The following is a 12,310-nucleotide window of genomic DNA, read 5'->3' on the forward strand; positions in this document are numbered from 1 at the left end:
GCCTCCACGCGCGCAACTTGTCCTGCTGCCGGAAAAAACATATCTCTGCCGGAGGAGCCCACGCCAAGGACACGCCATGAACAGCCTCCGATACATCCATGCCGCCGACCTGCATCTGGACACCCCCTTCCTGGGCCTGAGCCGTACCGATGCCGGAGAGGCCCTGCAAGCGCAGCTGCGCGACGCCACCTTCACGGCACTGCAACGCCTGTTCGACCAGTGCGAGCGCCTGCGGCCGGACTTTCTCGTCCTGGCCGGGGACATCTACAATCAGGAAGAGCACAGCGTCAAAGCCCAGCTGGCCCTGCGCGACGGCTGTGTGCGCCTGCAGGCCTGCGGCATCCCGGTCTTCTGGGCCCACGGCAACCATGACCCGCTGGACTCGCGGCTGAAGACCGTGGACTGGCCCGACAACGTGACCATCTTCGGCCCGGAGCCCGAACAGCATGTGCTGTACCGGGACGGGGCCCCCCTTGCCGTGATCCACGGCATCAGCCATGCCCGCATCAGGGAGGCCCGCAACCTGGCCCTCCTCTTCCACCGCCAGCCGGAGACGGATTGCTTCCAGCTGGGCGTGCTGCATTGCAGCGTGGAAGGCAGCCCCACGCAGGACAGATACGCCCCCTGCTCGCTGGACGATCTGCGCGCCGCCGGTCTGGATGCCTGGGCCCTGGGCCATGTGCACGAACGCCGCACCCTGGCGCGCCATCCCTTCATCGCCTATCCCGGCAATACCCAGGGACTCCACATCAATGAAGGCGGCCCGCGCGGCTGTCTGCTGGTCACTGCCGAGGCCTGCGACGGTGCTTTCTCCTGCCGGGAAGAGTTCCTGCCGCTGGGGCCGGTACAATGGCAGCGTCCGGTCATCAGTCTGGACGCCGTGGAACAGTTCGACGCCGTGGAGGACAGGCTGCTGGAGGCCCTGACTACGGTCACGGAAAGCGCTGACGCATCCTGCACGCTCATGGTCGTGCGCCTGTGCCTGCAGGGACGCACCCCGCTGGACAGCCTGCTGCGCCGCCCGGAGACCTGCCGCGACCTGCGGGAGCGCCTGCATCAGGCTCCCCTGCCCCTGCCTGTCCATATCAAGGATCTGTGCGTGGAGACGGCCCCCGCTGTGGATATGGCCGCCTGCCTGCAACGCCAGGATCTGCTGGGCGAGGCCCTGCGTCTGGCGGAAGGACTCGGACAGCAGCCCGAAGCGCTGGCCGCCTTTGCCGAGGAGGAGCTGGCGCCCCTGTTCCGGCACTGCCCCGCCGGGATGCTCGACATGCCGGAAGGGGAGGATCTCCATGACCTGCTGGACGAAGCCCGTTATCTCTGCCTGGACATGCTGGAGGGGAAGTGATGCGCCTGCTCTCGTTCCACGCAGACGGCTTCGGCATCCTTGCCCAAACGGGCGCCGAGGACCTCGGCCCGGGCATCAACATTTTTCTGGGCGACAACGAAGCCGGCAAGTCCACCTGTCTGGCCTTCCTGCGGGCCATGCTCACCGGCTATCCCTCCGGGCGCAAGGAGCGTCAGGCCGGCCAGCCCCTGCGCGGCGGACAGGCCGGGGGCAGCCTGACGCTGGAAAGCGGCCTCCACGGCCTGCTGCATCTGCATCGCCGCCCCGGCCCGGGCAGCGGCCGTTTGCAGCTCACCGGCCCCGACGGGGCCCCTGTGCCGGAAAGCCTGCTGGAGCAGCTCTTCCGGGGCATCGACCGTCAGGTCTACAGCAACGTTTTCGGCTTCAGTCTGGGGGAATTGCAGCGCTTCGAGAGCCTGGACGACGAGGCCGTGCGCCACGCCCTCTACGGGGCCAGCTTCGGCACGGGCCTGCGTTCCCCGGCCGATGTGCTGCGCGCCCTGCAACAGCAGGCCGACGCCATTTATCGCCCGCAAGGACGCAAGCTGCCCCTCAACGTCCAGGCAGGCTGCTGGCAGGAGCTGCGGGCCCGCATCCGTCAGGCCGATGCCCGGAGCGGCAGCTACGACGCCCTGTGCGCCCAGTGGCAGCAGCGCAAGCAGGATCTCGAAGACCTCCGCCGCCGCAAGACGGAGCTGGAGACCGCCCTGCGCCGTACGGAACGGCGCCTCTCGGTCTGGGAGCAGTGGCGGGAGTGGCATCTGCTGGGGATGCGGCTGGAGCGTCTTTCCGGCCTGCCGCAGGATTTCCCGCCGCAGGGGCGCGAGCGTCTGGCCCGTCTGCGCGAACGGGAGGAGGAAGGGCAGCGTGCCCTGCAGGGCCTTCGGGAACAGTGCGCGCGCACACGCGAACGGCTCCGGGAGCTGTGCCCGGATCAGGCCCTTGTAGCGGCCCTGCCCCGTCTGCGCGCCCTGACGGAACAGACCTCCACCTACCGGCAAGCCCTGACCGACCTGCCGCTGGCGCGTCTGCGCAAGGAACAGATCGCCCGCCGTCTGCAGGAAGAACTTTCCCGTCTGGGCCCTGACTGGGATTGCGCCCGCATCCGTGCCACGGACCGCTCTGTCTTCGGCCGGGAGGAAGTGGAACGGCAGGCCGCCACACTGGCGACCTGTACGACGGCCCTGCAGATGGCCCGCCAGCGGGAAGACGAGGCCGCCGCCGCGCTGGCACAGGCTGAAGAGACCCACCAGGCACACCTGCAACGTCTGGAGGCCCTGCCCGACCGCCAGCCGCCTCTGGACGGCGGCCAACAACGCCACCTGCAACGCCTTCTGGAAAACTGGCAGGAAAAACAGGGGGACCTCCCCCGCTGGCAGCGACGGCAGCAACGGGCCCGGGAAGCCTTTTCACGCGCCTGCGCGCCGCTGCGCCTGGACGGAAACGACCTTGCCGGGCCGGAGCGGCTGCTCCGCCACAAGGACGAGGCCCTCTCGCTGGCCTCCCGTCTCGACCATCTGACAGAGCGCTTGCGCAGCCTGCGGGAACAGCAGGACCACGCACGGCAGGAGCAGGACAAGCTGCAACAGCGCGAGACGGCCCTTGTCCAGGCCATCGACCGGCATCCGGCCCTGGAGCAGGACGCCCTGGATCGTTTTGCTGCCGCCGTGCGGCATTGCCGTACGCTCCGCTCCGGGATCGCCGCCGAGACGGTCCGGCAGGAAGGGCTTTCACAACAGGCCCAACAGCTGGAGCGTCCTCTGACAGGCGGCAGCCTGCCCCTGCTCTGCATGGGCATCGTGCTCCTGCTCCCCGGTCTGGTCCTTCTGCTGGCCGGACAGTGGGCCCCGGAGCTGCTCCCCTGGCCCGGGCTGGCGACCTCGCCCTGGGCAGGCGGGCTGGCAGCGGTCTGCGGTCTTGCCCTGCTGGCAGGCGGCCTGCCCCATGCCGGGAAGGCGGAACGCCATCGCCGGGAAGAAGCGGCGCGCATCCGGCAGCTGCTGGAAGAAAGCACAGGACGCCTGCGGGAACAGCAGCACCGCCTTGCCCGTCTGCCCCTGCCGCGCAGCATGAACAACGACATCCCGGATGCCGATGAACTGGAAAGCTGTCTGGAAAAACAGCAGGCCGCGCGCCGTCAGCTGGATCAGCTCCTGCAGGAACACGACAGCCTGCGGCAGGAATTGAGGCGCGTCAGGCAAACGCTGGCCCGACTGGCCGAGCAGGAGCAGGAACTCCTTGCCGCCATACAAGACGGGGAAAACCGCTGGCAGGCCATGCTGCCCGCAGCCACGGCGACGGCCTTTGCCCCGGCAGCGGCAGGGCTGCTTTTCGAGCGGGCAGCCACCGCCGCCGCACTGGCGGAGGCACTGCGCGCAGCCGGGGACGATGCCGGACATGCGACCTCTTCCCTGCAGCAGACGGAACAGGCCTTGCGCGACCTGCTGGCCCTGCTCCCTCCCGATGCCGCCTGCCCCAGCCTGCCGGAGGCTGTCCGCCGCGGCCTTGCCCTTTGCCGGGAAGCGGAAGTGGCCCGTGCCGGACATTCGCAGGCCGCTGCCGAGGCCGCGACCAGTGCCGGGCTGCTGGAACGCTGCCGCAAGGTACTGGAGGACAGCCGTTGCCGCACGCAGGAAGCGGCCCTCCGGCTGGAGACGGCCCGGACCGCCTGGACCGGCGGCCTGCATTCGCTGGGCCTGCCGGAAGACCTGACGCCGGGGACCGTCCACGCGGCCCTGGACGGTATGGAGAGCTGTTTGCGCCTCGAAGAAGAGCTGCAACAGGAAGATTCGCGCCTGCAACGTCTGCACGGCGAAACAGAAGCCCTGCGGGCACCGCTGGCCGCCCTGCTGGAAGAGACGGGACGCCCCGTGCCGCCGCAGGATGCCGACTGGCTCCGGCATCTGGAAATGCTGGGCGAGGCGGCGGAGGACGCCCGCCACCGTGCCGCAGAGCAGGCCCGCCTGCGCCAGCTGCTGGATGAGCAGGAAACGGCCTGCCGCCGTGCGGCAAGCGATCTGGACAACATCCGTACCGATCTGGCGGCCCTGCTGCATCAGGGCGGAGCCCGGGACGACGGGGATTTTTTGCAAACGGCCGCCCTGCTGGAAGAACGGCACCGGACGGAGCAGCGTCGCCTGCTGCTGGAAGACAGCCTGCGCCTGGTGGCCGGGACGCAGCCGCTGGAAACGTTTTTGGCTTCTTTCCGGGAAGAGGCCCGGAAGGAAGAGGAACAGGCCTGCGCAGGGCAGCAGCATCTTCTGGAAGGATTGCGTCAGGAAGAGGACGCGCTGGCGGAAGAAGTCGCCGCTCTGGGCGTGCGCGTGGAGGCCATGCGGCAGGACGGGACCCTGGCCGATCTGTTGCAGCAGGAAGCCGACCAGCGGGAAGAGCTGCAACGGCAGGCCCGTGCCTGGTGCCGCCTGCGTCTGGCCCATGCTCTGCTCCACCGGGCAAAACTGGCCTTTGAGAAGGAACGCCAGCCCCGTGTCATCCGCCGGGCCGCGGCCATATTCCGGGACATCACCGCCGGTGCCTGGCAGGACGTGGGCGCCGTCGTGGGCGATTCCAGCCTGCGGGTCATGCCGCCGCAGGGCGAGCCCGTCAGCCCGGAGCAGCTGAGCCGGGGCACCCAGGAGCAGCTTTATCTGGCCCTGCGTCTGGCCTACATCCAGGATCACGCGGCGCAGGCCAGCCCCCTGCCGGTCATCATGGACGATGTGCTGGTGGACTTCGATCCCGGTCGGGCACGGCGCACGGCCCGTATCCTGGGGGACCTCAGCCAGGGAAGATACGGCCCCCGGCAGCAGATCCTCTTTTTCACCTGCCATCCCCATACGGCGGCCCTGCTGCGGGAGGTCCAGCCCTCCGCCCCCCTCTTCCTGCTGGACAAGGGGCAGCTCCGCCCCGCCGGGCCGGAGGGAGCTGAAGAAGTCCCCCTACGTCCCTGACGACATTGGCGTTCACAAACCGTACGCAAGACCAGAAAACATCGCCCCGGTTACAGGGGACGACGGAGCAAGAAGCAGCGCGGACGGGAGTGCCCTCCCCTCCGCGTTCCGGCATATTGCTCCGCCCTACCGGCGTACATGCCGTGCCCTGTCGCGCACGCACCATAGCGCGGTCAGCCCTCGCCCCTTTGCCGCATACCTGCCCATCCGGCTTGCGCCCCGGCGGGGAACAGGCTAAGTCAGGGCAGCCCAATCCCAAAGGAGTCTTTATGTCCCTTGCCAGCCGTGGCGCGGAATTTTTCCGCTTCTGCATCGTGGGCGGTCTGACCTTTCTGGTGGACTACGGCCTGCTGTTCCTGCTGACCAGCGTGCTGGACGTCCATTACCTCTGGTCGTCCGCCTGGGCCTTCATCGTGGCCGTCATCGTCAATTACTACCTTTGCGTGTTCTTCGTCTTCCATCAGGCGGCACGCAGCTTTGCCCGGCAGGTGGTCTTCGTGGGATCGAGCCTGGCCGGTCTGGGCATCAATCAGGTCTGCATGTGGCTGCTGGTGGACAAGCTGGCCCTGCACTACATGCTGGCCAAGGTCGTGGCCACGGGCGTGGTCATGATCTGGAACTACATCATGAAGCGCAAGGCCCTCAGCTGACCGGGCAGGGAAGCTCCCCAGCCTTTTCGCTGCGTCCTTTCCAGCGTTGTCCAAAATGGAAAAAGCCGGGCTGTTGCCCGGCTTTCTTCATTTACGCCTGAGGGGCTTGCTCCGGCCTGTTCCCGCCGGAGGACATGCCTGTCCTGCCCTGCCGCAGCAGCAGTGACAGCACATTGAGCTGGATCTCGAAGGCCTGCCGGGCCTGCTTGCGCTGGCAGTCCAGGGTCAGGCCGGCAACAAAGCTCAGCAAAGCCGCCAGCATGCAGAATCCGGACACGATCAGGGTCGGGAAGCGGGGTACGAGCCCGCTGGACATGTATTCGCCCAGCACAGGCAGGAACAGCCCCAGAGAAAGCAGGGCCAGCAGACAGGCAACCGACCAGAAGACCAGCAGGGGACGGTAATCCTTGAACAGGACGGCGATGGTCTTCAGGACGCGGAAGCCGTCCCGGAACGTGCTCAGCTTGGAAAAACTCCCTTCCGGCCGGTCGCGGTACTGGATGGGCATGGAAGCGATGCGGAAATTGTTGGCCAGGGAAAAGATGGTCATCTCCGTCTCGATCTCGAAGCCCTGCGAAAGGATGGGGAAGGATTTGACGAACAGGGGCGACATGGCCCGCATGCCCGTCATGACGTCCTCGATCTGCCGGCCGCGCTTCCAGAACATGTTGATGCAGCGGCGCACCAGCATATTGCCGCAGTTGTGGAATGGGCGCTTGTTTTCCGTGAAGTAGGTGGAGGACAGCCGGTCGCCGATGACCATGTCCGCACGTCCTTCCAGCACGGGCGCGCACAGGGCCGCCGCCTGCGAAGCCGGATAGGTGTCGTCCCCGTCCACCATCAGATAGCAGTCCGCCTCGATGTCACGGAACATGGTCCGCACCACGTTGCCCTTGCCCTGACGGGGCTCGGGGCGCACGATGGCACCGGCCTCACGGGCCAGACGGGCCGTTTCGTCGGTGGAATTGTTGTCATAGACATAGATATCGGCATCCGGCAGGGCCTGACGGTAATCCCTGACCACGTTCCCGATGGTCAGCGCCTCGTTATAGCAGGGGATCAGGACCGCGATCCTGTTGCCTTTCTTCTCAGTCTGCATATCCGCTCCTCGTGACCTGTGCATCGGCGTCCGCCGCTACCGGCGAACGCCGCAGCAACAGCCAGTCTTCATTCTCAAAAAGCAGGGCACCGTAACGCAGCAACAGGGCTTTGTGCTCCACATGGCGCGTCAGCAGCAACGCGGCCTGCTCCGTACGCCAGACCTCCATATAGCCGGTGGCATCGGCCGCCATGCGGTGTTGCATGGCCAGCCAGCGCCGGGCCATATCCGGGTCGGCGGCATAATAGATGACGTTCCCGTCCTTGTGTACGGGCAGCATGGGCATGCGGGCAGCAAAACGCACGGCCATGCAGTCTCCGTCAGTAAAAACCAGCTCTTCCGGTCCCGCCTGCGCGCGCAGGGCCTGCAGGGCATCCCGCAATCCCAGGGAATGCGCCTTGATCTGCCGGGCCTCTTCCGTATCCAGCCAGCCCAGACCGGTCATGTCCGCCAGGGCATGCCGGGCCGCCACCACCTGTTTGCCCTGCCCCAGCGACAGCAGGACGACAGCCAGCAGGATGACGAGGCCACGGCGCAGCAGGGGGGCTACGCCCTGCCAGTACAGGGACAAAAGACAGGTCAGCAGCAGCCAGGAAAGCGGCACCAAAAAGCGCGTGCCCCGCAGGATCTCCTGGCTCATGTTCTGCCGCCCCAGATGGCGGGCCAGCCACATCTCCAGGGCGCAGAGTACACAGCCGCCCGCGATGCCCAGCACCATGCCCGGCATGAGCCGCAGCAGGGTGCGCACCGGCCCGGCCAGCTGCTGTCTTTTTTTGAACAGTATGGCGGCTGCTACGGCTGCCGCGGGGAACAGCGGGACGGGGAAGGTATAATAGCGCAATATGTCCGCAAGGCTCTGCCAGACATCATGCCAGTCCTTGCTGTAACGCAGGGCGCGCACCTCGGCAAAAAGCCCGGTATACTCGGCCGGCGGTGCTGGTGTATCCGCAAGAAAAACTTTCAGATATATAACAACGGGAACTGCGAAGCTCAACAGATTCAGCAGGCTCAGGCCTGCGTGGCGCCACAGTCCCCTGTCCCGCCAGAGCAGGAAAAAGGCCATGAAGAACATGGCTCCGCCCATGAGGGCGCTGACCGTATGCACCAGCATGGCACAGCCTGACAGGAACATGACCACAGGCTGCAGCGAAGGGCGTTTGACGGCCGCACAGGCCAGCAGAAGAAGGAAGGGCCAGAGGTCGGCATAGAAGATGCGCGGCACCGGATCCGAGCGCATGCTGCCCCAGAAGGTGCCGAACGACCAGTGCACGGCAATGCTCATCAGGATCGAGAGCAGGGCCGCTAGAGAGGGGCTGCGGAAGAACAGGCAGCGCCCCAGGATGTAATAGGCAAGGAAGTGCAAAAAGACGCCCAGCGCGCCCACACGTAGCATGTCCGTGGCCGCATTGTCCCCGTCGGGGAGCAGACCCGCCAGGGCCGTCAGCAGGTTGGGCACGCCCGGATCCTGCGGGAAAAAAGACGCCACCGGGTCACGGGCAAAGGCCGCGGGGCATTCCCCGGCTTCCATGATCTGCGCGTAGTTCTGCAGGTCGCTGTCCATGCCGATGCCCTGGGGATTGAGGTCCAGCGTCCCCTGCAGGGCACACCAGCAGAACAGCACGGCCAGCAGGACCAGAAGCAGATCCGCAAGCCGGTGTCTTTTGTGTTCAGTCTCTTTCATAGCGGCAGCCCGTCTCTTGATAGATGCCATCCCGCCGGTCTCAGTCCCGGCGGGATTCCTTTTCCGCAGCCTGCCGGCGGGCGGCCGCCAGCTCCCGGGCGCGCCGGATCAGGCGCTGGTCCATGCGCCGCATGATCTGGCGGCTGTGCGTCAGGATGTACACTCCGCCCAGGATGCCCACGGCGCCGAAGGCCTCGCGGAAAGCAAAGTCCTCTCCCAGCAAGGTCACGCCCAGAACAACGCCCACCAGCGGCATGATGTTGAGGAAGATGGCCGCCTGCCCTGCCCCCACCACCTTGACCCCCATGTTCCAGAAGATCATGGCGCACACGCCGCCGATCCAGACGATATAGACCATACAGGCCAGGGTCGTGCCGCCCACGCTGTGCACGTCCAGCTGGCCGGTCAGCGCGGCGTAGATGAAGGTGCCCGCCGTCCCGAACAGCCCGGCCCAGGCCGTGGTCGTCAGGGGCGGAAGATGGCGCATGACGCGGAAGCCCGTCAGTGAATAGACGGCCCAGCCCAGCTGGGCGGTGAAGAACAGCAGATCCCCCTTGTTGAAGGAGATATGCAGCAATACGTCTATCTGTCCCTTGCTGACGAGGAACAGCGCCCCGGCCACGGAAAGCAGGATCCCCAGCAGTTCGATGGGCAGCAGGCGTTCGCGCAGGAAGATCAGGGCCACCAGTGCCGTCACGGCCGGAGTGGTCGTGGCGATGAGAGTGGCATTGCTGACCGTGGAGAGCTGCAGACCGGTGAACTGGGCGATATTGTTGAGCGCCACACCGGTGATGCCCATGAGCAGCAGGGCCGGCATCAGGCGCAGCGGCGGCAGGAGCGGCAGCCCCCGCCAGCGCATGAGCGCGAAAAAGGTGATGCTCATGAGCAGATAACGCACTGCGGTCATGGTGGACGGGTTCAGCTCCCGCATGGTGATCTTGACCAGCAGCGGCTGGGCGCCCCACAGGGCGGCCGTCAGGGCCAGCAGGGCAAAATATCGGCTTGTGGCTGTCGTCATGATCTTCTCCAGAGGCCTTCCTGTGCGCGCACCATAGCGCAAAATAAAAGATTTTTCGAGATATACGCACGCAGGATCCCCGCCGGGCCCCCCCGATCCTGAACCGGCGTTGACGTGATCTGCGGCGGCAGGCAGCAGTGCTGTGGTTCCTTTAACAAAGGTATCGCAAATCCCGTACCGCCGCTTTTCTTCCCTGCTGACCGGCAGGGGCACGCAGTCCGGGATCGATGTTGGCCCTGTTCTGCGTCATACGCAGAGATAAGCCGGCACAGGTTCGCTACCTTTTTGAGATGATTGCCTTTTTATTTTTCAAAGGCAAAATAAATTGAAAACAATTTTCAATTCCGTTGACATCATTTTTCAATCATGGCATGTTTGCCCCAACAAAACACATTACCACAGGAGCCACCATGCCGAGATTGGAAAACCTTCCCCAGACCCGGATCTCTTTCCGCCGCAGTGCCAACAACCTGCACATCGCCACCGGCGAGGATCTGGATCTGGAACAGGCCCGTGCCATCCTGAACCTTATGCGCTGCCACAGCAACGACTGCAACAAATTCTTCATCGATGTGCGCCATGTGACCCGCATCCAGCCGGCGGCGGCCGCCGCCCTGCGCGGTGCGCCCCAGCCTTCCATCGCGCCGCAGCGCATCCACTACAAAGGCTCCCGCGGCTTCGAGCTGGCGACGAGCGGCAACAAGGTCCTCATTGTCCCTGAAAAGGCAAAGCATGTTTGCAAGGGCACCTGCCCCAACTGCCGCTGCAAGGACAAAAAGGCCCGCGCCAAGGCGCGGAATACGGCCCGGGCGGCCGTGGCGTCGGGGGGCGCCGCTGTTGCCTGATGGATGTGAACCTCAAACAGTAAGGAAGAAGGTCATGAAAAAAATTCTTACCCTCATGCTGGCTGCCGGCATGCTCCTGGGGGCCGCCAGCGGCGCCAAAGCCATCGATTTCAAAGCCTCCGGCGAATGGCTGGTGGGCTTTGGCCTTGGTGACGGCAGCCTCATCAAGGATGTGGACAACAAGAAGTACCACCACGACGATACCTTCAACGCCGGTCAGCGCGTCCGCCTGCAGCTGGATGCCGTGGCCTCCGAATCCCTGTCCGGTACGGTGTTCTTCGAGATCGGCGACCAGATGTGGGGCAATGCCGAAAGCGGCGGCGCCCTGGGTGCCGACGGCAAGGTGGTGAAGGTCAAGAACGCCTACATCGACTGGATGGTGCCCAATACCGACCTCAAGCTCCGCATGGGCCTGCAGGCCGTGGCCATGCCCAACGTGGCCGGCGGTTCCGCCATCATGGACGGTGACGCCGCCGCCGTGGTCGCCAGCTACCAGTTCAACGACAACGTGGGCCTGACCGCCCTCTGGATGCGTCCGCTGAACGACAACTACACCGGCACCAATGCCGACGGTGAAGCCTACGGCAACGGCTACAACAACTATCTGGACAACATGGACCTCTTCGCCCTCATGCTGCCCCTGAAGTTCGACGGTGTGGAGCTGACCCCCTGGGCCATGTACGGCATGCAGGGCAAGAACACCCGCTTCAATGAAGGCGGCGTGGATACCGCCGACGGCGCGCTCGGCGTGACCCTGCCCGGCTATTATCCCGGTATGAACGGCCTCGCCCTCGGCAATACCAGCAAGGCCTACGGCTCCATGTTCTGGGCCGGCCTGCCCGTGGCCATCACGGCCTTCGATCCCCTGAACATCGAATTCGACATCAACTACGGCTATGTGGAAGCCATGGGCCGTTACGACGTGCTCAAGCGCGGTGCGGACTTGGTGCGCGGCAACAGCAAGCGTGAAGGCTGGCTGGTCAAGGCCCTGGTGGAATACAAGATGGACTGGGGCACCCCCGGCATCTTCGGCTGGTATGCCTCCGGTGACGACGGCAACGTCAAGAACGGTTCCGAGCGGCTGCCCTCCATCGCCGGCGCGGGCAACTTCACGTCCTTCATGGGCGACGGCAACCTGGCCTGGGGCACCGGCTACAACTTCTACGACAACAATCTGACCTACGCCGGTACCTGGGGCGTGGGCCTGCAGATCGCGGACGTGAGCTTTGTGGAAGACCTCAAGCACACCTTCCGTGTGGCCTACTGGGGTGGCACCAACAGCCCCTCCATGGTCAAGTACATGGGTTCCGGCGTGGCCTGGGACGACACCACCGCCGCCCAGGACGGTCCCTATCTGACCACCAACGACGGTCTGCTGGAATTCAACCTGGTCAACTCCTGGCAGATCTACGAGAACCTGGAAGCCAATCTCGAGCTCGGCTACATCGTCAACATGATGGACAAGGATACCTGGGACAAGAGCTATATCAGCGAACAGCGTAACTGGTCCAAGCAGGATGCCTGGAAGGCCCAGCTGATCTTCGCCTACACCTTCTAGCCCTCCCGGGGCGGGCCATCCGCCCCTCTCCCGCGCGTGCTTCTCCTTCCCGCGCGCACTCCGCCGCCGCTGTTTTTGCAGGAACAGCGGCGGCCTCCTTTTTCCGGCGGCTGCCGGCAGGCTCATCCGGCGCCGTGGCACCGGATGCAAGATGCTCCTGC

At 65.4% G+C, this 12,310-nt stretch carries 8 protein-coding genes; 5 read left to right on the forward strand and 3 right to left on the reverse strand.

The window, feature by feature from the left end; genetic code table 11:
- The first annotated feature begins 76 nt into the window (after positions 1-76).
- The 3 genes from ACQRCJ_RS00555 to ACQRCJ_RS00565 all read left to right on the forward strand — a co-directional run bounded on the left by ACQRCJ_RS00555 (position 77) and on the right by ACQRCJ_RS00565 (position 5,948).
- Positions 77-1,348, forward strand: coding sequence for a metallophosphoesterase family protein (locus tag ACQRCJ_RS00555; protein WP_427799166.1), 1,272 nt, complete (start codon positions 77-79; stop codon positions 1,346-1,348).
- Positions 1,348-5,298, forward strand: coding sequence for an AAA family ATPase (locus tag ACQRCJ_RS00560; protein ID WP_427799170.1), 3,951 nt, complete (start codon positions 1,348-1,350; stop codon positions 5,296-5,298). The genes ACQRCJ_RS00555 and ACQRCJ_RS00560 overlap by 1 nt, the downstream gene beginning before the upstream one ends.
- A gap of 269 nt (positions 5,299-5,567) precedes the next feature.
- Positions 5,568-5,948, forward strand: coding sequence for a GtrA family protein (locus tag ACQRCJ_RS00565; RefSeq protein WP_006003486.1), 381 nt, complete (start codon positions 5,568-5,570; stop codon positions 5,946-5,948).
- A gap of 91 nt (positions 5,949-6,039) precedes the next feature.
- On the opposite strand, the gene ACQRCJ_RS00570 is transcribed toward ACQRCJ_RS00565, so the two are convergent.
- The 3 genes from ACQRCJ_RS00570 to ACQRCJ_RS00580 are packed head-to-tail and all read right to left on the reverse strand — an operon-like array spanning position 6,040 to position 9,746.
- Positions 6,040-7,047, reverse strand: a complete 1,008-nt coding sequence (locus ACQRCJ_RS00570) for a glycosyltransferase family 2 protein (protein ID WP_289615868.1) — start codon at positions 7,045-7,047, stop codon at positions 6,040-6,042.
- On the reverse strand, positions 7,037-8,728 hold the full coding sequence (locus tag ACQRCJ_RS00575) for a hypothetical protein (RefSeq protein ID WP_427799167.1): 1,692 nt from the start codon (positions 8,726-8,728) through the stop codon (positions 7,037-7,039). The genes ACQRCJ_RS00570 and ACQRCJ_RS00575 overlap by 11 nt, the downstream gene beginning before the upstream one ends.
- Positions 8,729-8,768: 40 nt before the next feature.
- Positions 8,769-9,746 (reverse strand): DMT family transporter, encoded by a 978-nt coding sequence (locus ACQRCJ_RS00580; RefSeq protein ID WP_168934447.1) that lies wholly within the window; start codon positions 9,744-9,746, stop codon positions 8,769-8,771.
- A gap of 410 nt (positions 9,747-10,156) precedes the next feature.
- Here ACQRCJ_RS00580 and ACQRCJ_RS00585 point away from each other — a divergent pair, with 410 nt between their 5' ends.
- Together ACQRCJ_RS00585 and ACQRCJ_RS00590 are read left to right on the forward strand one after the other, a co-directional pair.
- A complete protein-coding gene (locus ACQRCJ_RS00585; RefSeq protein ID WP_168934448.1) occupies positions 10,157-10,591 on the forward strand; it encodes a squalene cyclase in 435 nt (144 codons plus the stop codon).
- A 34-nt stretch (positions 10,592-10,625) separates the two neighbouring features.
- Complete coding sequence (locus tag ACQRCJ_RS00590; protein ID WP_427799168.1) at positions 10,626-12,149, forward strand: outer membrane homotrimeric porin; 1,524 nt, start codon at positions 10,626-10,628, stop codon at positions 12,147-12,149.
- Positions 12,150-12,310: the final 161 nt, after the last annotated feature.

Origin of the sequence: Desulfovibrio sp. SGI.102 (assembly GCF_050314315.1) — a bacterium.
In the GTDB taxonomy this organism is placed as follows: Bacteria; Desulfobacterota; Desulfovibrionia; order Desulfovibrionales; family Desulfovibrionaceae; genus Desulfovibrio.

Bases quoted from the DNA above. Each gene is read 5' to 3' on its own strand.
- ACQRCJ_RS00555 (WP_427799166.1), top strand. From the start codon at position 77: ATGAACAGCCTCCGATACATCCATGCCGCCGACCTGCATCTGGACACC.
- ACQRCJ_RS00560 (WP_427799170.1), top strand. From the start codon at position 1,348: ATGCGCCTGCTCTCGTTCCACGCAGACGGCTTCGGCATCCTTGCCCAA.
- ACQRCJ_RS00565 (WP_006003486.1), top strand. From the start codon at position 5,568: ATGTCCCTTGCCAGCCGTGGCGCGGAATTTTTCCGCTTCTGCATCGTG.
- ACQRCJ_RS00570 (WP_289615868.1), bottom strand. From the start codon at position 7,047: ATGCAGACTGAGAAGAAAGGCAACAGGATCGCGGTCCTGATCCCCTGC.
- ACQRCJ_RS00575 (WP_427799167.1), bottom strand. From the start codon at position 8,728: ATGAAAGAGACTGAACACAAAAGACACCGGCTTGCGGATCTGCTTCTG.
- ACQRCJ_RS00580 (WP_168934447.1), bottom strand. From the start codon at position 9,746: ATGACGACAGCCACAAGCCGATATTTTGCCCTGCTGGCCCTGACGGCC.
- ACQRCJ_RS00585 (WP_168934448.1), top strand. From the start codon at position 10,157: ATGCCGAGATTGGAAAACCTTCCCCAGACCCGGATCTCTTTCCGCCGC.
- ACQRCJ_RS00590 (WP_427799168.1), top strand. From the start codon at position 10,626: ATGAAAAAAATTCTTACCCTCATGCTGGCTGCCGGCATGCTCCTGGGG.